Source organism: Nonomuraea sp. CX421, assembly GCF_059358955.1.
In genome coordinates, this window is record NZ_JCADBK010000011.1 from 83,588 (window position 1) to 102,048 (window position 18,461).

An 18,461-nucleotide genomic window follows, 5' to 3' on the forward strand; every position below is an offset into this window, starting at 1 on the left:
TATCAGGCCGACGCTAAGTCGTGGCCGTTTCCGAACGGTGTCCCGTTTGTTTCGCATGTGTTAAGCGGGCTCACGTCGGGTCCGAGGCGCCGCAGACCTCACGTTCGGGCTGGTCCAGCTCGTACGGGTCGGACGGCGGGCCGTCGGGCGACACCGAGTCGGGCGCCGAGTCGTCGTAGACAGGGTGGATGAAGGCGTCCTTCACGTCGCAGCGCGCGGGAGTGGCGCTGTGGCCGAGACCCTCCACCCACACGACCAGCTTGCCGTGCTCGCGATAGGCGAACAGCTCGCCTTCCGAGTGAACGACCACCCGGATCGTCGTGGCGGGCTGCCCGGGGCGGTGGACGGCGTAGACGAGCAGGTACTTGATCTTCATCCGGACGCCCGTGAGGCCGTCCTCCTTCGCCATGGCCAGCGTGGTCCTGCCCTTGACCTTGATGACGTCGGTGGACAACTCCGCGGTCTTCGGGGCGAAACTGACCACCCAGGTGCGGCTGTCGAAGTCGTCCTTCGTCCCGTGGTCCAGGTTCTCGCGGAACGCGCCGCGCTGCGCGGGGTCGAGCGCCTCGATGAAGGCCGCCGGTCTGCCTCCCATGAGCGTCGCGCGGTCGAGGTAGGCGGCCGCCAGCAGCTCGCGCGTCCGCTTCAGCACCGTAGCCACGTCCTTCTCCGACAGCCCGCCGAGCGCCGTCGCCGGTGGCATGACGAAACCGGCGATCCCGTCCGCGTACGTCTCGGCGGGTGACCCGGCGAACGGCCCCGCCGCCCAGGGCGCGGAGCTCACCGGCAGCGTCTCCTCGGGCACGGGGCCCGCCGCCTGCCGGATGGCCGAGAGCACGTCGGGGCGGAGGGCCACGACGAGGCCGCCGGCCAGGGCCACGGCGAACACCACGGCGACGGCGAGCAGGAGGCGCGGCGTCCGCCGCGGAGGTCCGGCGGGTGTGGCGGGTCTCGGGGCGCGCGACGCGCGTGCCGCCTTGGCGGCCGCCGTGCGCATCCGGCGCCGCTCGTCGTCGCCGATCTGCGAGACGAGCGCGTCGAAGCGCGCGTCAAGGTCATCCCCGTGTGACATGACGAACATCATGACCGCCTCGTGACGCGAATGGGTCACAATCCGGACCGGTCCGGCGGCCGGATACCGTGGAGGCATGAGCGGCAACGAACCCCGGTGGACGCAGACCTGGCTGGGAGGCGTCCGGTCGGCCGGAGTCGACCTCGGATACCCGGGCCAGCGCCTGGGGCTGCCCGAGGAGGGCAGCGGCGCGATCGCCGGATGGGGGCGCCGGATCCTGGCGCTGGTCATCGACTGGATGATCTGCACCTGGCTCGTCACCCAGCTCCTACTGGGAGTCGATCCGGCGCGGTCGCCGTGGGTGCCGGCCCTGGTCTTCGCGGCTCAGTATCTCGTGCTGGTGGCGTTGATGGGCCAGACGTTCGGCCACCGCCTGGCCGGCATCAGGGTGGCCGCGATGGACGGCGGTGACCCCCGGCTGGTGCCGGTGCTGGCCCGCACCGTGCTCCTCATCCTGGCCGTGCCCGCGCTGATCTTCGATCGCGACCACCGCGGACTGCACGACCGCGCCTCCAACACGATGGTCGTCCGCATGTGACCCTCCGCTCGTCTCACAAAAAAGCGTACCGGGTTTGAAATTGAACCCGGTACGCTTTACTCTTGCCGCATGATGGCGGGACTCAGAGAGCGCAAGAAGGAGCAGACGCGGCGGAGGATCGCCGAGGCGGCGCTGCGGCTGTTCGCCGAGCGGGGCTACGACGAGGTGACCGTCAACGAGGTCGCCGAGGCGGCCGGGGTGGCGAAGGTGACGCTGTTCGCCTATTTCGCGACCAAGGAGTGCCTGGTCCTCGACGAGGTCAAGGAGGACATGGCGCGGATCGTGACCGAGCGTCCTCCGGGTCTGTCGCCGCTCGGCGCGCTGCGCGCGCACTATCGCGCGTCCGCCCGGGAGGCGCCGGGAGTCGACGCGGAGAGCCTGCTGACGCGGGTCCGGGTGATCTCCGGCAGTCCGGCGCTGCTCGCCGGGGTCCACCAGGCGCACATCGGTCAGCGCTACGAGCTGGCCGCCGCGCTGGAGCGCGAACCTGGCGACCTGATCGCCCATCTCCTCGCGGCGCAGGTCACCGCCGTGGTCACCACGCTGCAGGAGCAGTTCTTCCATCGGCTCACCTGTGGGGCGCCGCTCGCGGAGGCCGGGCGGCGGCTGGCCGACGAGGTCGATCTCGCCTTCGATCTGCTCGACCACGGATTCGCTGCAAGCTATGGAGATAAATCATGAAAAAGGGGATCAACTATGACACCGGGTTCCTGCCCGAACCCGGCCGGTCACGCCACGCGTTCGACGCCGAGACCGTCAGGCGCGAGATGCGGGTCATCGCCGGCGACTTACACTGCCAGGTCGTGCGCGTCTCCGGAGCCGACCCCGAGCGGCTGGGCACCGCCGCCGAGCTGGCCGCCGAGGCCGGCCTCGAGGTCTGGTTCGCGCCCTTCCCGGTGGACGTCCCCGCGCCCGGCATGCTCGCCCTGTACGCCGACTGCGCCGCCCGCGCCGAGGCGCTGAGGCGCGGCGGCGCCGAGGTGGTGCTGGTCACCGGCTGCGAGACCACCGCCTTCGGCCCCGGCTTCATCCCCGGCGACGGCTACGGCGACCGGCTCGGTGCGATGATGACGGCCGACATGGACTGGTGGCGGTCGCTGGCCGGCATCATGCCCCGGTTCAACGACTTCCTGGCCGAGGCGGCCGAGACCGTGCGGCCGCTGTTCGGCGGCCGGGTGACCTACGCCGCAGCCCCGTGGGAGTTCGTCGACTGGAGCCCGTTCGACCTGGTCGGCGTCGACGCCTACCGCGCCGCCTACAACGCCGACGGCTTCCGCGAGGAGCTGCGCGGCCACTTCAAGCACGGCAAGCCCGTGGCGGTGACCGAGTTCGGCACCTGCCCCTACCGCGGCGCGGCCGACCAGGGCGGCAGCGCCTGGGTGGTGCCCGACGGCGCGGTGCCCGACGAGCAGGAACAGGTCCGCTACCTCACCGAGCTGCTCGGCGTCTTCGAGGAGGAGGGCGTCGACACCGCCCTGTGGTTCACCTTCGCCGGCTACACCCGGCTCGGCGCCGCCGACCTCGGCTCCTACGGCGTGGTGCGGATGGTCGACGAGACCCGCTGGGAGCCGCGGGCGGTCTTCCACGCCATGGCGGCTATGTACGGGCGCAGGTCAGCTTCTCAGCCCTGAAGGGGCTGAGCTTGCAGTTCCTTGCCGTCGGTGGCTTTGACGGTTTGGTCCGCGTCAGGCAGCGTGACTCACTGCCCAGCTGGTGACACCGCGTGCGGCGATGTTGCGGGCTGCGTTGACGTCGGCGTGCTCAGCGAAGCCGCACGACGTACAGGCGAAGGTTTCCTGGTCGGGCCGGTTGTTCTTGGCCACGTGCCCGCAGGCCGAGCAGGCTTGCGAGGTGTAGGCCGGGTCCACCCAGACCAGGGCGACACCGGCGCGGGCCCCCTTGTAGGCGATGAAGTGGCCGAGCTGGTGAAAGCTCCACGTGTGCAGCGTGACCCGCTGGGGCTTGCGGAGCCGTACCCGGTCGCGGATGCCCTGGAGATTCTCCAGGGCGATGCCTCGCCCGGTGCGTGCAGCCTCGGTCACGATGCGCTTGGCGATGGTGTGGTGGAGATCGGCGGCGAAACGCGCCTCGGCGCGGCGGCGTCTCTTCAGCAGCCGTTTCGCGGACTTGGTCTGCTTGGTCTGCAGGCGGCGGCGCAGCTCCCGGTGGCGGTGACGGACCGCGTTCAAGGTCTTGCCGCTGTGGCGGACACCATCGCCGGTGCTGGTGGCGGTGGTGGCGATGTTGGCGATCCCCAGATCCACCCCGGTGAATCCGTCCGGCGCGCCCACCGGCACGTCCGGCAGGTCGCAAGTGGCGACGAGGAACCACATGCCATCGCGGTAGAGAAGGTCGGATTCGCCCTTACGGTGAGCGGCCAGCATGGTGAGCTGATCGGCCGAAGCGGTGAACGCCACGCCCTTCATTCGCCCACCTGTGGTCCAGATCGACACCGTGCGCGCGTTCAGCTGCCAGGACAGGCAGCGGTCGTCGAACGGCTGGGCCGCGCCAGGACGAAAGACGATCGGCCTGGCCTGGACCCGTTCACGCCGGGCGGAGCCGGGCCTGCCCAGATGGCCGTTGCGGAGATTGGCGTGCAGGGTGGCGTAGGCGTCGGCGACCTTCTTGATGACATGCTGCGCGGCCTGAGCCGCCAGCCCGTACCTGTCCTTGACCTGCCCGTAGACGTGCTTACGCAGATCATAGTTGCGAAACACCCGCCGGTCGTGGGCGAGCGCCACCACCCAGGTGGCCGCGTCGTTGGCCGCGCGCAACGTCGCTTCCAGCGCCGCCGCCTGCTCAGGCGTCGGCAGCAGCTTGACCTGCACCACCAGCTTCACCTCGAACACATTATCGCCAAGCCCACGCCGCCGGATTGGAAAACCGAACCCCGGCATGAGAAGGGGGCGAAGCGTTGTCTACTCGCTTCACGCGCATTTGGTCTTCATTCCGAAATATCGGTGTGGTGTGTTCACCAACGAGATTCCGCCTCGCTGCGAAGACATCATGATCGAGGCGTGCGACAGCTTCGGGGCGGAGCCGGCCGAGTTCAACGGCGAGGAAGATCACGTGCACCTGCTCGTGCACTACCCGCCCAAAGTCGCCCTCTCGACGCTGGTGAACAGCATCAAGGGCGTGTCCGCCCAGCTTCTGCGCAGGGAGTATCCGGCAGACATCCGTAAGTACCTGTGGGGCGGGCATTTCTGGTCGCCGTCGTACTTCGCCGCCTCCTGCGGCGGCGCACCACTATCGATCATCAAGGAGTACATCGACAACCACAAACGCCCGGGCTGAGCCACCCGTCACCACACCGCCCGGCCCTTGACGGCCCTCCCGCGCTGTCGTTTCCTCCCAGGCGTGAACGCCCGGGGTTTCACGCCAGATTTACGCTGAAGATCGCGGTGCCCGGCAGGTGACGGCCGCGCAGCGGGCTCCAGCCGCCCCATACCCGCTCGTGGCCCTCCGGCCATTCGGGCTCCAGCAGGCCGGTGAGGCTCAGCCCGGAGGCGACCACGAGACCGACCCAGTCGCCCATCGTGCGGTGGTGCTCGACATAGGTCAGGGTGCCGTCGTCGTCGCGTTCGACGTAGGGGGAGCGGTCGAAGTAGGAGCGGTCGGAGGTCAGCCCGCGCGGCCCCGGATCGTCCGGGAAGGCCCAGCGGATCGGATGGCTGACGGAGAAGACGAACCGGCCGCCGGGGCGCAGCACCCGGCGCACCTCGCGCAGCACGGCCAGCGGATCGGCCACGAACGGCAGCGCCCCGAAGGCCGAGCAGGCCAGGTCGAAACAGGCGTCGGCGAACGGCAACGCCTCGGCGTCGGCCTGCACCACCGGCACCCGCACCCCGGTGTCGAGATCGATGCGCCGCGCGTGACGGAGCTGCCGGTGCGACAGGTCGAACGCCGCCACCTGGGCGCCCCGCGTCACCAGCCACCGCGCGCACTGCGCCGCGCCGCAGCCGACCTCCAGCACCCGCCGTCCGCGCACCTCGCCCAGCAGGCCCGCCTCGTCCTCGTCGACGCCTTCGGGACACCAGACGAAACCGGTGTCACGCAGGAAGTCGCCATGCTCGACCTGGTAGTCGTCGGCGTTGCCGTCCCACCAGCCGCGGTTGGCCCGCGAGGAAACCGACGGCACTAGCGCATCTTGGGGCCGCGCGGCATGCGGGCGCCCTTGGGCATCGGCCCCTTGGGCATCGGCATGTTCTTCGGCAGCGACCGCAGGCGGTCCTTGACCTCGTTGACGGCGGGCTTCTTCAGGTTGCGCGGCAGCTTCATGATGTGGCGCTGCAGCTTGGCCAGCGGCACCTGACCCTCGCCGTCGCCGCACTGGATGTCGTAGATCTCGATGCCCAGCACCACCCGCGCGACCCGCTTCTTCTCCGCCGCGAGCATCCGGCCGACCCGGTTGCCCGGCCCCTCGGACACCAGGACCACGCCCGGGTGGCCGACAATAAGGTGGATCAAGTCCTGGTCACGGTTGACCGCGATCGCCGGGGTCACCTGCCAGTTGCCGCGCATGCCCTGCAGCACCGCGGCGGCGGCGCCGGTCTGACCGTGCAGGATCGAGTATTGGGCCTTCTGCGCCAGCTGCCCGAAGACCACCAGGCCCACGGTGATGGCCGCCAGGATGCCGAGGAACACCGAATACCACAGGAAGTCCGTGACCAGGCCGATCACGATCACCACAGCGAGCGTGCCGACCGCCGAGAGGAAGACGATCGGCAACCCCTTGGGGTTGGCCTGCTTGATGACCTGCGCGATCATGCGGAGCTGCTTGATGCGCCCCGGCTTCTCTGGGTCCACGGACTTCGCCATGTCTTGAAGGATACAAACCAACCGGTGATGAAAGGAAAACGTGACCTGCCCGTGCGGCTCCGGGCCGTCAGATCCGCAGCGTCGCCGCCAGGCGCCGGTCACCCGCGTCGTGAGCCGCCTCCACGGTGTGCTCGCCCGGGACCACCCGCCAGCCGTCCGCCGTCCAGCTCTGGAAGGCGCGCTCCGGCAGGTCGATGGTGGTGATCACCGTCTGGCCGGGATCGGCCTCCACCACGTCGAATCCGGCCAGCCGCCGGTCCCGGCCGCCGGTGGAGACGTAGATCTGGACGACCTCCCTGCCCGGCCGCTCGCCCGTGTTGGTCAGCGCCACCGTGACCGAGGACCCCTCGGCCGCGATCGAGTCGTAGGACCAGGTGGTGTAGCCCAAACCGTGACCGAACCGGAAGGCGGGAGCCCGGCCGGCCCGCTCCCAGGCCCGGTAGCCGATGTGCACGCCCTCGTCGTAGCCGACCGCGCCGTCGACCGGCGTGACGTCGCAGACCGGCACGTCGGCCAGGCGGGCCGGCCACGTCGTGGGCAGCCGGCCGCCCGGCTCGGCGTCGCCGAACAGCACGTCCGCCAGGGCCCCACCCGCCTCCTGGCCGGGGAACCAGGTGAGCAGCACCGCGGCCACCGAGTCGCGCCACGGCATCTCCACCGGCGAACCGGCGTTGACCACGACGACCGTGCGCGGGTTGGCGGCGGCCACCGCGCTGATGAGCTTGTCCTGGTGACCGGGCAGGCGCAGGTCGGCGCGGTCGAAGCCCTCGCTCTCCACCTCCCGCGTGGTGGACGCCACCACCACCGCCACGTCACAGCCGGCCGCCGTGCGGACCGCCTCGGCGATCAGCTCCTCCTCGCCGGGCGACGGGTCGCGGTGGCCGAGCGTGAACGCCACGAACGCCAGGTCGCCGAACACGTGCGCCCCGTGCGTGACGGTCAGCTCGTACGGCCGGCCCTCGGCCAGCTCGACCGTGAAGCGCTCCTCGGGCGGCGCCAGGAACGCGGCCGCGGGGTCGCCGCCCGCCGCCTCGACGGAGGCGTCGAACACCGTCTCGCCGTCCACCGTCACGGTGAACGCGCCGACCCCGGACACCGACAGCTCGTGCCTGCCCGCCCGGCCGGGCGTGTACGTGGCGCCGATCCGGACCGCCCTGACCCTGGCGGCGTCCACGCCTCGCGGGAGCCGGCCGATCCAGCGCGCCTCTGTGCCGGGCAACGCGTGCTCGGCCAGCACCGTGCCGTCGCCGTCGAGGAACCAGGCCGTGGCCGGCACGGGCAACGGTGACAGACGGGCGCGCGGGTCGGTGCCCAGCGCGTAGCGGACCTCGACCTCCGGCCGTTCGCGCAGCCCTTCCAGCGGCGAGACCACCCGGTCGGGGAACACCTGAGCGCTGCCGCCGCCCATCACCCGTGCCTCGTCCGCGGCCGACCCGATCAACGCCACGGTCCGGACGCCCCGCAGGGGGAGGAGGTCGCGGTCGTTCCTGAGCAGGGTGAAGCTCCGCGCGGCCACCTCCCGGGCCAGCGCCACCCCGTCGATCTCCGTACCCTCCGGCCTCGCCGCCTCGGCCGGTTCGTGGCCGTACGCCTCGGCCGGTTCGTGGCCGAACGCCCCGGCCGGTTCGCGGCCGAACGTCGCGTCCGGCGGAGTCGCCGCTGCGGCTGGTTCGCGGCCGTACGCCTCGACCGGCTGGGCCGCCACCCCCGACGGACCGGGCGGGCGCAGGGCGCCGACGCGGTGCGCGAGCCGCAGGACGCGGCGGACCCGGTCGTCGACGGCCGCCTCGGGAACACGTCCGGCGCGCACGGCCGCCTCCAGCCTGTCGCCCCACGGCCCGCCCGGGCCCGGCATGGCCACGTCGGTGCCGCCCAGCGCCGCCGCCTCGGTGGTGCGCACCGCCGTCCAGTCGGACACCACGCACCCGTCGAACCCCCACTCGCCCTTCAGCACGCCGTTGACCAGCGGCGCGTGCTCGGTCATGGTGATGCCGTTGACCGCGTTGTAGGCGGTCATGACGCCCCAGGCACCCGCCCGCACCAGCCGCTCGAACGGCCGCAGATAGACCTCGCGCAGCGCCTGCTCGCTCACCCTGACGTTCACGGTGAAGCGGTCGGTCTCGAAGTCGTTGGCCACGAAATGCTTGGGCGTGGTGCCGACCCCGCCCTCCTGCACTCCCTCGACGTAGCCGGCCGCGATCTCGCCGGTCAGGAAGGGGTCCTCGGAGAAGCACTCGAAGTGGCGCCCGCCCAGCGGGGAGCGGTGCAGGTTGACCGTCGGCGCCAGCAGTACGTGCACCCCCTTGCGCCTGGCCTCCTGGGCGAGCAGCCGGCCCACCCGCCTGACCAGCTCGACGTCCCAGGTCGCGGCCAGGGCGGTGGGGCTGGGCAGCGCGATCGAGGGATCGCCGGCGCTCCACTGCTCACCGCGCACCCCGATCGGGCCGTCGCTCATCACCAGCCGTTCGAGCCCGATCTCGGGAACGGGCGGCAGCGACCACATGTCGGCCCCGGTGAGCATGCGGATCTTGGTGCTGAGGTCCAGCCTGCCGATCAGTTCGTCGAAGTTCACTTCCACAGTGTCGGACCGGACCTGGCCGCCGGGAAGATCGGGCCCGCCGGTTTCGTCCCCGAACATGCGACAGACCGCCCCCCGAAGCCGGGGAACGGTCTGGGGCGGGCGGCGACGCTCAGGTGGTCTGGCGTGCCGCGATCGCCTGCTGGTAGAGCCGGCCCGCGCGGTAGGACGAACGGACCAGCGGCCCCGACAGGACCCCGGCGAACCCGATGGCCTCGGCCTCGGCCTGGAGCTCCACGAACTCCTCCGGCTTGACCCAGCGCTCCACCGGGTGATGCCGGGGCGTGGGCCGAAGGTACTGGGTGATCGTGAGCAGGTCGGTGCCGGCCGCGTGCAGGTCGCGCATGGCCTCGACGATCTCCTCGCGGGTCTCGCCCATGCCCAGGATCAGGTTGGACTTGGTGACCAGACCGGCCTCGCGGGCCATCGTGATCACCGCGAGGGAGCGGTCGTAGCGGAACGCGGGGCGGATCCGCTTGAAGATGCGCGGCACCGTCTCCACGTTGTGGGCGAACACCTCAGGCTCGGCCGAGAAGACCTCCTCAAGCTGGTCGCGGTCGCCGTTGAAGTCGGGCACCAGCAGCTCGACGCCGCAGCCGGGCAGCAGCGCGTGGATCTGCCGGGCGGTCTCCGCGTAGAGCCAGGCGCCGCCGTCGGGCAGGTCGTCACGGGCCACCCCGGTCACCGTGGCGTAGCGCAGGCCCATCTGCTGGACGGACTCGGCCACGCGGCGGGGCTCGTCGCGGTCGTACTCCTTGGGCTTGCCCGTGTCGATCTGGCAGAAGTCGCAGCGGCGCGTGCACTGGTCGCCGCCGATGAGGAAGGTCGCCTCGCGGTCTTCCCAGCACTCGTAGATATTGGGACAGCCCGCCTCTTCACAGACCGTGTGCAGGCCCTCCCGGCGCACGAGCGATTTGAGCTCGGTGTATTCGGGGCCCGTCTTCAGCTTGGTCTTGATCCACGGGGGCTTGCGCTCGATAGGGGTCTCGGCGTTGCGCACCTCCAGGCGGAGGAGCTTTCGGCCTTCAGGAGCAACGGTCACCACCACAGCTTACGTCCCGGGCCGCACCGGCTCAGTCGCGGGTGGCGAACCCCCCTCGAAACTCGAACTCCACGAACTCCACGAACACCCCCGAACCACCCGTGCCCGTCCGGCGAACCACCCACGAACCACCCACGAACCACCCGCGCCGCGCCCGCACGCCGCGCCCGCGCGTCGCGCGGTCAGCTGATCAGGCCGAAGCCGCGGATCGCCCTGGTGTAGTGGGTGAGCAACTCGTCGTCGATCCGATCCGACTCGGCCGAGCCGAGCAACTCCCGGTCGGGCGTCGTCAGCGCCACCTCGGAGAGCCGGGCGCGATCCAGGGCGCCCGCCCTGATGGCCGTGATGTTCTCGCCGCGCAGCGCCGCCGCCTGCATCGGCGCCAGATAGCGCCCGCTGGCCAGCAGCGCGCCGAGCTCGGCCAACTCCCTCTCCGAGACGATCCGTGCGGCCAGCGCCTCACGCCTGCGCCGGACGCGGTCGGCGTCGGCCCGCGCCAGGCGGGTCAGCACGTGCTCGGTCAGCAGCACCGGACCGCCGAGCACCCGCCCGAGGAGCCGGCCGAACATCCCCGCCACCTCGTAAGTGGTGCCCGGATGGTCCAGCCCGCCCAGTGACGAGGCCGCGACCTTGGTCTGCGCCTCCTCTCGCGCGCGCAGCGGCGCCGCCCCGATCAGCGCCTGCCGCCACTCGCCCAGGGTCGACAGCGCGCCGTCCACGACGAGCTCCTCCATGGTCGGGGTCTCGGCATAGGCCATGGCCAGCGCCACCACCCGCTGACGCGGCGACAGGGCCAGCCACAGGGGCAGGCCGACGACCAGCACCGGCTCCCTGAACGGTCCGCCGCGCAGGCAGCGCGTGACCGGCTCAAGGTCGCGGACCGCCACCCTGCCGGGCCGCCGCACGCCGATCCGGTCGGCCACCCGTTCCGCGGCGCCGTACAGCTCCTTGGCCGCCGGACGGTCGAGCACCTCGGCGTCGGCGGGGATGGCGACGCCGAGCCGGGGGCGCAGCATCCAGCCGAGCGCGATGAGCAGGGCGCCGACCAGCCACCCGGCGAGCAGCTCGGAGTTGACCACGATCGTCCACGTGCCCAGCACGACGCAGGCGAGCGTCAGCGCGTGCACCACGATGGCCACAAGCAGGGCGAGGGGACGCTTCACAGGCCCGATCGTAGGCGCGCAGGATGCGCCCGGACAGGCCTGATCGTGAGCGGAGGCTGTGCCCGGACAGGCCTGATCGTGAGCGGAGGGCGCGCCTGGACCAGAGGCCAGGCGTCAGCGGCGCATCAGATCCTCTTCGTGCAGGTCGAACGGCTCCATGCCGAGCGCCTCGGCCAGCCGCTTCTCGGCGATGGGCAGGACCTCCTCGACCACGATCCGCCTGCCGGTCTCGGCGGACAGTGAGGAGACGCCCACGTCGGGGATGCCGCACGGCACGATCCGGTTGAACCACCGGGGGTCGTTGGCGCAGTTGAGCGCGAAGCCGTGCATGGTGACGCCTCCGGCGACCCGGATGCCGACCGCGCCGAGCTGACGATCGGGCAGGCCGAGGCTGGGGTCGCCGGCCGCCCACACGCCGGCGCGCCCGGTCGCGCGCCGCGCCGTGACGCCGAAGTCGGCGCAGATCTGGATCATCGCCTCTTCGAGCCGGCAGATGTAGGTGACCACATCGGTGATGGCGATGACCGGGTAGGCGACCAGCTGGCCGGGACCGTGCCAGGTGACGCGGCCGCCCCGGTCGACGTCGATCACCGGCGTGCCGTCGGCGGGCCGCTCGTGGGGCGCGGTGCGCCGGCCCGCGGTGTAGACCGGGGCATGCTCCAGCAGGAGAACCGTGTCGGTCAGCTCGCCGGCGATTCGTTTGGCGTGCACGCGGCGCTGCAACGCCCAGGCCTGCTCGTAGGGGACATCGACACCGAGGCGGACGATGGCTAGTGCGTGGGGATCGACCCCGTGCTTGGGGCGCATGGGACCATTGTGCCGTTCCGTCACCCCTGAAGGGTAATTCAGGAGGTCAGCAGCCGCGGCTCGATCCTGAACTCCTTCACCCCGCCGGTCCCGTCGTGCTCGATCAGGTAGGCGAAGCCCTCGGGGTCGGTGGTGACCGCCTGGATGAACTCGGTGCCGACGTAGTGCAGCCCCACGCCCTCGTCGGCCGCGTAGCCGCTGGGCAGCTCGCCGGTGGCCACCGACTGCTGCAGCAGCGGGCGGCGCTGCGGCTCGCCGTTGTAGTGCACCCCGCACGAATAGGGCAGGAACGCCAGCCCGTCGGCCCACACGCGCAGCTCGGGGCCGAAGGAGTCGGTGTTGCCGCCGACGTGCCAGCACAGCGCCCCCGCGCTCTGACCGGACAGCACCACGCCCGATCGCCACGCCTCCTCGAAGGCCTCGTCGAGCCCGTGCAGCCGCCAGAGCGCCATCAGGTTGGCCACGCTGCCGCCGCTGACGTAGATCATGTCCTGCTCCAGCATCCACGCCCGCGGGTCGTCGACGTTGGGCATCGGGAAGACGGTCAGGTGGCTCAGCTCGACGTCCCAGCCGGCGAACGCGCCGTACATCTTCAGCAGCCAGTCGCTGTCGTCGCCGACGGCGGTCGCGAGCAGGCCCAGCTTGGGGCGGTCCTGGCCGGTGAGGTCGAGGGCGTACCGGAGCAGCGGGCTGGCCTGGATGAATCCGTGGCGCCGGCTCTGGCGGAACGATCCGCCGCCGATGGCAAGGATGTGCGACTGCCCTGACCTGGTCATGTCGGAGTCTCCTCGATGGTGAAGGACGGACGGCACACTAGAGTACGGCGCGCAGTGCCTCGTCGAGACTGGTATGGGCGAAGCCGTATCCCGTGTCCTGCAGCTTCCGGGGAAGGATCTTGTGTCCGGACAGCAGCCCCTCTTTGGCGAACTCACCGATCCCCAAACTCAGCGCGAAGGCCGGGACGGGCATCGGCATGGTGCCCTTGCGCAGGGCTTTTCCGAGGGTCCTGGTGAACTCCGCGTTGGTGACGGGGGTAGGGGAGGTGAGATTGACCGGCCCCGACAAATCCCGATTTTTCAGGATGTGCAGCGTGGCCCCCACCCAGTCGTCCTCCGCGATCCACGACCAGTACTGCTTCCCCGACCCCAGCGGCGCGCCCAGCCCCATCCTGAAGATCGGCAGCATCCGCCCGAGCGCCCCGCCCCGCCCGCTCAGCACCAGCCCGGTGCGCAGCTGGGCGGTCCGCACGCCGAACGACCCGGCCTCCCGCGCCTCGCCCTCCCAGCGCTCGCAAAGGTCGGCCAGGAACCCCTCGCCCCTGCCGGTGTCCTCGTCGACCACCCGGTCACCGGTGTCTCCGTAGAAGTCGACCCCGGAGGCCGACACCAGCACCTCGGGCGGCTGGGACAGCTCCCGCAGGGCGCCGACCAGCGTCCGCGTGCTGTCGACGCGGCTGCGCACCAGCTCCCGCTTGTAGGCCGGGGTCCACCGCCGGTCCGCGATCGGCGCACCGGCCAGGTGCACCACCGCCTCGGCACCCTCGATCGCGGCCGGATCGAGCACGTTCTCGGCGGGCTGCCAGAACACCTCGTCGTCCCCGCGCGGCTCCCGCCGCACCAACGTGACGACCCGCTCGCCGTCACCCCGGAGCGCCTTGACCAGCGCACTCCCCAGCAGGCCCGACGCCCCGCTCACCACAACAGCCATCCCCGCTATATCTCCCTCATGCCACGAAATATCCACCAGCCCTGCTGAACGCGCCGGCCCCGGCCCACAGGACGTCGTCACGGCGGGCCACCCTGTGCGGGTCAGCGGCCGTATCCCTGGAGGCCCCCAGCCCCGGTCGGCGTCCGGCGCCGGCTTGGCCCGCCGTGACGGATGGGGGTGTGGGTGTGGGGTGGGGGAACGTGAAAGGGCCGGCCGGAGAACGCCGGCCGGCCATGGGAGGTGGGCCGGCCCGGCGGATCGCCGGGCCGGCCCAGGGATCAGGCGAGGCCGAGCTGGGCCTCGAAGCGGCCCTCTTCGAGGCGGCGCTTGATGGTGGTGAGGAAGCGGGCCGCGTCGGCGCCGTCGACCAGGCGGTGGTCGTAGGTCAGCGCCAGGTAGACCATCGAGCGGATCGCGATGACCTCGCCCTCGGGCGTGTCGATCACCACGGGACGCTTGACGACCGCGCCGGTGCCGAGCATGCCGACCTGCGGCTGGTTGAGGATCGGCGTGTCGAACAGCGCGCCCCGGCTGCCGGTGTTGGTGAGCGTGAACGTGCCGCCGGTGATCTCGTCGGGGGTCACCTTGTTGGCGCGGGTGCGCTCGGCCAGGTCGGCCGTCTTGCGGGCGAGCCCGGCGAGGTTGAGGTCGCCGGCGTTCTTGATGACGGCCGCGATGAGGCCACGCTCGGTGTCGACGGCGACGGCGAGGTGCTCGACGTCGAAGTAGGTGACCTCCATCGTCTCGTTGTTGATCGTCGCGTTGAGCTTGGGGTGCTGCTTGAGCGCCTCGATGGCGGCCATCTCGAAGAACGGCATGAACGACAGCTTGACGCCCTCGCGGCGCTGGAAGTCGGCCTTGGCCTGGTCGCGCAGCCGCGCGATCTTGGTGACGTCGACCTCGACGACCGTGGTGAGCTGCGCGGCGGTCTGCAGCGACTCGACCAGGCGCTTGGACATGGTCTGCCGCAGGCGCGACATCTTCTCGGTGCGGCCGCGCAGCGTGGTGTCGACCTCGACCGGCTCGGGAGCAGCGGCCTGGGCGGGCGCGGCGGCGGGCTGGGCGGCGGCGGGAGCCGGAGCCTGGGCGGCGGGGGCCGCCTGCGCGCGCTGCGTCTTGGCCGCCTCCAGCACGTCCTGCTTGCGGATGCGGCCGCCCACGCCGGTGCCGTTGACGGCGTCGAGGTCGACGCCGTGCTCGTTGGCGAGCTTGCGCACCAGCGGCGTCACATAGGGGCTCTCGCCGGAGGGCTGCGGCGGGGCCTGCTCGGCGGGCGCCTGCGGAGCCGGGGCCTGCGGTGCCGGTGCCTGCGGAGCAGGAGCCTGCTGGGCCGGTGCGGGCGCGGGCGGGGCCTGCGGTGCCGGGGCGGGCGGAGCCTGCTGGGCCGGCGCCTGCTGGACGGGCTCGGGCTGCGCCGGGGCGGGCTGGGGGATCGAGGAGGCGGGAGCGGGCTCCGGCTCCGCGGCCGGGGCCTCCTGCTGAGCCGGGGCGGCACCGCCGGCCTGGCCGTTCTCGTCGATGATGGCCAGCTCGGCGCCGACCTCGACGGTCTCGTCCTCAGCCACAACGATCTTGGTGACGACGCCCGCGGACGGCGACGGGATCTCGGTGTCGACCTTGTCGGTCGACACCTCCAGGAGCGGCTCGTCGGCCTCGACGCGCTCGCCTTCCTTCTTCAGCCAACGGGTTACCGTGCCCTCGGTAACGCTCTCGCCGAGCTGGGGCATCTGTACGGAGACCGGCATCGTTATCTTCTCTCGCGTTCTGATCTCGAGGGCTTGACTAGTTGTGGACGTGCAGCGGCTTGCCGGCCAGGGCCAGCATCGCCTCACCAACGGCCTCGGACTGGGTCGGGTGTGCGTGGATGAGCTGGGCGACCTCTGCGGGCAGCGCCTCCCAGTTGTAGATCAGCTGCCCCTCGGTGACGAGCTCACCGATGCGGCGGCCCACCATGTGGACGCCGACGACCGGCCCGTCCTTCTGGGCGATGACCTTGACGGCGCCCGCCGTGCCGAGGATCTGGCTCTTGGGATTGCCGGCGAGGTCGTAGACCTGCTCCACGATCTCCAGCCCGCGCTCGGCGGCCTGGGCGGAGGTGATGCCGACCGAGGCGACCTCGGGGTCGGAGTAGGTGATGCGCGGCACGCCCGCGTAGTCGATGGGCGGCGGGTTGAGGCCGGCGATGTGCTCGGCCACCATGATGCCCTCGGCGAACCCGGCGTGCGCCAGCTGCAACGTGGGGATCAGGTCGCCGATCGCGTAGACGCCCGGCACGGAGGTCTGGCAGTGCTCGTCGACCACGACCGCGCCGCGCTCGATGGCGATGCCGGCCTCCTCGAAGCCCATGCCCGAGGACACGGCGCCGCGGCCGACCGCGACCAGCAGGATCTCGGCGTCGAGGGTCTTGCCGTTGGCCAGGGTGACCACCACGCCCGTGTCGGTGGTCTTGGCGCTCTCGAAGAAGACGCCCAGTTCGTACTTGATGCCGCGGCGGCGGAAGGCGCGCTCCAGCAGCTTGGAGCTCGACTCCTCCTCGGCCGGCAGCAGGTGGGGCAGGGCCTCGACGATCGTGACCTCGGCCCCGAACGAGCGGTAGACGCTGGCCAGCTCGACGCCGATCACGCCGCCGCCCAGCACCACCACGGAGCTCGGCACGTGGTCCATGGTCAGGGTGTGCTCGCTGGTGATGACACGCTCACCGTCGATCTCCAGGCCGGGCAGCGACCTGGGCGCCGAGCCGGTGGCCAGCACGACGGCGCGGCCCTCGTAGACCTCGGAGCCGACCTGGATCGCGCGCTCTGCGACGAGGCGGCCCTCGCCCTCGACGATCGTCACGCCCGCGCCCTTGAGCAGGCCCTGCACGCCCTTCCAGGCGCGAGTGACGATCTTGTCCTTGAAGGCGTGGACGCCGGGGACGTCGATGCCCTCGAACCGCGCCTTGACGCCGAACGTCTCGCTCTCGCGCGTCTCGTCGGCGACCTCGGCGGAGTGCAGCAGAGCCTTCGTGGGGATGCATCCCCTGTGGAGGCAGGTGCCGCCGATCTTGTCCTTTTCGATCAGGGCGACGGTCTTGCCCAGCTCGGCCGCCCGCAGCGCGCAGGCGTAGCCGCCGCTGCCGCCACCTAGGACGACGATGTCGTAGGCCACAGGAAGGCTCCTTGTCGGGGTGTTCGTGATGCCGTCATCTTTTCATTTGTTTCAGATGCTCGCGTGCCGCTCGGCGAGTCCGATGAGGGTGCGGGTGATCGCGCCGGTGCCGCCCTTGGGGGTGTAGCCGTGCGGCTCGCCCTTGTTGAACGCGGGTCCGGCCATGTCGATGTGCGCCCAGCGCACCCCGTCGGGCACGAACTCCTTCAGGAAGATGCCCGCGGTCAGCATGCCGCCCCAGCGCTCGGGGTGGAGGTTGGCGAGGTCGGCGATCGGGGAGTCGAGGCCCTTGCGCAGCTCCTCGGGCAGCGGCATGCCCCAGGCGCCCTCGCCCGCGTCGCCGGCGACCTCGACGACGAGCTCCCTGATCGCGTCGTCGTTGGCCATGACGCCGGCCGTGCGCCAGCCGAGCGCGACGATCTGCGCGCCGGTGAGGGTGGCGACGTCGACGATCAGGTCGGGGGAGTCCTCGGCCGCCCGCGCGATGCCGTCCATGAGCACCAGGCGGCCCTCGGCGTCGGTGTCGAGCACCTCGACGGTCTTGCCGCTGTAGCTGTGGAGGACGTCGGACGGGCGCTGCGCGGTGCCGCTGGGCAGGTTCTCGGCCAGGCAGAGGTAGCCGACGGCGTTGACCGGCAGGCCCAGGCGGGCGATGCCGACCAGTGCCCCGAAGACGGCGCCCGCGCCGCCCATGTCGGACTTCATCCAGTCCATGGACGCGGACGGCTTGAGCGACAGGCCGCCCGAGTCGAACGTGATGCCCTTGCCCACGAACGCCAGCGTCTTGCCGGCCTCCGGATGGGTGTAGGAGAGACGGACCAGGCGCGGCGGGTTGACCGAGCCCTGGCCGACGCCGACGAGACCGCCGTAGCCGCCGTCCTTGAGCTGCTTCTCGTCGAGCACCTCGACGGTCAGCCCGGCCTCGGCGCCCGTCCGCTCGGCGATCTCGGCGAACTTCGCCGGCCACAGGTCGGACGGCGGTGTGTTGACCAGATCGCGGACCAGGGCGACGGACTCGGCCAGCACGGTGGCGCGCTCGGCGGCGCTCGTGCCGTGGCCGTGCTCGCCAGCCTCGGCGGAGAGCACGGTCAGCTCGGCCACCGGCTCCTTGCGCTCGCCGTTGGTGCGGTAGCGGGAGTAGTCGTAGGCGCCCAGCAGCGCGCCGAGCGCGACGGCCTCGACCTCCTGGGCCGACGCGGCGGGCAGGGCCAGGGCGGCGCGGGCCGTGCCGGCCAGCGAGCGCACGGCGGCGCCGGCGGCGCGGCGCAGCCCCTCGGCGTCGGGCGACTCACCCAGGCCGACCGCGACCAGCAGCGGCGCGGTGATGGCGCCGAACACCGGCACCTTGGCGATCTCGCCGGGCTTGCCGGTGAACCCGACGGCGGCGAGGGAGGTGGCGAGCTTCCCGTCGAAGGCGGCGTCGAGACTTTCCGCTCCCGTCGCGGGGCGAGGGCCCTCCGGGCCGGAACGGAACCCGACGATCAGTGCGTCGGTGTCGAAAGAGACGGGGTCTGCTGAGTTCAGCCGCACAGTGGTCACGTAAACCGATGCTATCCAGGGTTTCCAGGTACTAACAAACAGGGGTTCAT

General features: G+C 71.4%; 17 protein-coding genes. 4 read left to right on the forward strand and 13 right to left on the reverse strand.

Annotation, left to right across the window (positions count from 1 at the left end):
* Positions 1-70: 70 nt before the first annotated feature.
* Entirely contained in the window at positions 71-1,072 is a 1,002-nt protein-coding gene (locus AC5L3X_RS21010; protein WP_494858975.1) for a hypothetical protein, read from the reverse strand.
* 76 nt (positions 1,073-1,148) lie between these two features.
* Here AC5L3X_RS21010 and AC5L3X_RS21015 point away from each other — a divergent pair, with 76 nt between their 5' ends.
* The 3 genes from AC5L3X_RS21015 (at position 1,149) to AC5L3X_RS21025 (ending at position 3,241) form a co-directional block, all read left to right on the forward strand.
* Complete coding sequence (locus tag AC5L3X_RS21015; protein WP_189125964.1) at positions 1,149-1,610, forward strand: RDD family protein; 462 nt, start codon at positions 1,149-1,151, stop codon at positions 1,608-1,610.
* Positions 1,611-1,679: 69 nt separating this feature from the next.
* Complete coding sequence (locus AC5L3X_RS21020) at positions 1,680-2,291, forward strand: TetR/AcrR family transcriptional regulator (RefSeq protein ID WP_494858977.1); 612 nt, start codon at positions 1,680-1,682, stop codon at positions 2,289-2,291.
* Positions 2,288-3,241 carry a glycoside hydrolase family 113 protein gene (locus tag AC5L3X_RS21025; protein WP_494858979.1) on the forward strand — a complete coding sequence of 318 codons (954 nt, stop codon included), beginning with the start codon at positions 2,288-2,290 and terminating at the stop codon, positions 3,239-3,241. The genes AC5L3X_RS21020 and AC5L3X_RS21025 overlap by 4 nt, the downstream gene beginning before the upstream one ends.
* A 54-nt stretch (positions 3,242-3,295) precedes the next feature.
* Here AC5L3X_RS21025 and AC5L3X_RS21030 read toward each other — a convergent pair whose 3' ends face one another.
* The gene (locus AC5L3X_RS21030; protein WP_494858981.1) at positions 3,296-4,507 is read right to left on the reverse strand and encodes an RNA-guided endonuclease InsQ/TnpB family protein; all 1,212 of its coding nucleotides are present in this window, start codon (positions 4,505-4,507) and stop codon (positions 3,296-3,298) included.
* Between AC5L3X_RS21030 and tnpA the strand changes: the two genes are divergently transcribed.
* A complete protein-coding gene (tnpA, locus tag AC5L3X_RS21035) occupies positions 4,506-4,904 on the forward strand; it encodes an IS200/IS605 family transposase (RefSeq protein WP_494858982.1) in 399 nt (132 codons plus the stop codon). The two genes, AC5L3X_RS21030 and tnpA, sit on opposite strands and share 2 nt — an antisense overlap.
* Positions 4,905-4,983: 79 nt before the next feature.
* Here tnpA and AC5L3X_RS21040 read toward each other — a convergent pair whose 3' ends face one another.
* From AC5L3X_RS21040 to AC5L3X_RS21090, 11 genes are all read right to left on the reverse strand, one after another.
* Positions 4,984-5,748, reverse strand: a complete 765-nt coding sequence (locus AC5L3X_RS21040) for a class I SAM-dependent methyltransferase (RefSeq protein ID WP_494858983.1) — start codon at positions 5,746-5,748, stop codon at positions 4,984-4,986.
* Positions 5,748-6,428, reverse strand: a complete 681-nt coding sequence (locus AC5L3X_RS21045; protein ID WP_494858984.1) for a DUF4191 domain-containing protein — start codon at positions 6,426-6,428, stop codon at positions 5,748-5,750. The genes AC5L3X_RS21040 and AC5L3X_RS21045 overlap by 1 nt, the downstream gene beginning before the upstream one ends.
* A 67-nt stretch (positions 6,429-6,495) precedes the next feature.
* On the reverse strand, positions 6,496-9,000 hold the full coding sequence (locus AC5L3X_RS21050) for a beta-glucosidase H (RefSeq protein ID WP_494858986.1): 2,505 nt from the start codon (positions 8,998-9,000) through the stop codon (positions 6,496-6,498).
* A 118-nt stretch (positions 9,001-9,118) separates the two neighbouring features.
* The gene (lipA, locus tag AC5L3X_RS21055) at positions 9,119-10,048 is read right to left on the reverse strand and encodes a lipoyl synthase (protein ID WP_189125959.1); all 930 of its coding nucleotides are present in this window, start codon (positions 10,046-10,048) and stop codon (positions 9,119-9,121) included.
* A gap of 182 nt (positions 10,049-10,230) precedes the next feature.
* Positions 10,231-11,211 (reverse strand): M48 family metalloprotease, encoded by a 981-nt coding sequence (locus AC5L3X_RS21060; protein WP_494858988.1) that lies wholly within the window; start codon positions 11,209-11,211, stop codon positions 10,231-10,233.
* Positions 11,212-11,325: 114 nt separating this feature from the next.
* Positions 11,326-12,018: a lipoyl(octanoyl) transferase LipB gene (gene lipB, locus AC5L3X_RS21065; RefSeq protein WP_494858989.1), complete on the reverse strand. Its 693-nt coding sequence runs from the start codon at positions 12,016-12,018 to the stop codon at positions 11,326-11,328.
* A gap of 38 nt (positions 12,019-12,056) precedes the next feature.
* Positions 12,057-12,794, reverse strand: a complete 738-nt coding sequence (locus tag AC5L3X_RS21070) for a Type 1 glutamine amidotransferase-like domain-containing protein (protein ID WP_494858991.1) — start codon at positions 12,792-12,794, stop codon at positions 12,057-12,059.
* Between the two features lie 37 nt (positions 12,795-12,831).
* A complete protein-coding gene (locus AC5L3X_RS21075) occupies positions 12,832-13,725 on the reverse strand; it encodes a TIGR01777 family oxidoreductase (protein ID WP_494858993.1) in 894 nt (297 codons plus the stop codon).
* A 278-nt stretch (positions 13,726-14,003) separates the two neighbouring features.
* Positions 14,004-15,470: a 2-oxoglutarate dehydrogenase, E2 component, dihydrolipoamide succinyltransferase gene (gene sucB / locus AC5L3X_RS21080; RefSeq protein ID WP_494858995.1), complete on the reverse strand. Its 1,467-nt coding sequence runs from the start codon at positions 15,468-15,470 to the stop codon at positions 14,004-14,006.
* 37 nt (positions 15,471-15,507) lie between these two features.
* Complete coding sequence (gene lpdA, locus AC5L3X_RS21085; RefSeq protein WP_494858997.1) at positions 15,508-16,872, reverse strand: dihydrolipoyl dehydrogenase; 1,365 nt, start codon at positions 16,870-16,872, stop codon at positions 15,508-15,510.
* A 51-nt stretch (positions 16,873-16,923) separates the two neighbouring features.
* Positions 16,924-18,411 (reverse strand): leucyl aminopeptidase, encoded by a 1,488-nt coding sequence (locus AC5L3X_RS21090; RefSeq protein WP_494858999.1) that lies wholly within the window; start codon positions 18,409-18,411, stop codon positions 16,924-16,926.
* Between the last annotated feature and the right edge of the window lie 50 nt (positions 18,412-18,461).

Coding starts and splice junctions, on each gene's coding strand:
- AC5L3X_RS21020 (WP_494858977.1), top strand. CDS start 1,680: ATGATGGCGGGACTCAGAGAGCGCAAGAAGGAGCAGACGCGGCGGAGG.
- AC5L3X_RS21010 (WP_494858975.1), bottom strand. CDS start 1,072: ATGTCACACGGGGATGACCTTGACGCGCGCTTCGACGCGCTCGTCTCG.
- AC5L3X_RS21025 (WP_494858979.1), top strand. CDS start 2,288: ATGAAAAAGGGGATCAACTATGACACCGGGTTCCTGCCCGAACCCGGC.
- sucB (WP_494858995.1), bottom strand. CDS start 15,470: ATGCCGGTCTCCGTACAGATGCCCCAGCTCGGCGAGAGCGTTACCGAG.
- AC5L3X_RS21030 (WP_494858981.1), bottom strand. CDS start 4,507: ATGCCGGGGTTCGGTTTTCCAATCCGGCGGCGTGGGCTTGGCGATAAT.
- tnpA (WP_494858982.1), top strand. CDS start 4,506: ATGAGAAGGGGGCGAAGCGTTGTCTACTCGCTTCACGCGCATTTGGTC.
- AC5L3X_RS21015 (WP_189125964.1), top strand. CDS start 1,149: ATGAGCGGCAACGAACCCCGGTGGACGCAGACCTGGCTGGGAGGCGTC.
- AC5L3X_RS21075 (WP_494858993.1), bottom strand. CDS start 13,725: ATGGCTGTTGTGGTGAGCGGGGCGTCGGGCCTGCTGGGGAGTGCGCTG.
- lipB (WP_494858989.1), bottom strand. CDS start 12,018: ATGCGCCCCAAGCACGGGGTCGATCCCCACGCACTAGCCATCGTCCGC.
- AC5L3X_RS21070 (WP_494858991.1), bottom strand. CDS start 12,794: ATGACCAGGTCAGGGCAGTCGCACATCCTTGCCATCGGCGGCGGATCG.
- AC5L3X_RS21045 (WP_494858984.1), bottom strand. CDS start 6,428: ATGGCGAAGTCCGTGGACCCAGAGAAGCCGGGGCGCATCAAGCAGCTC.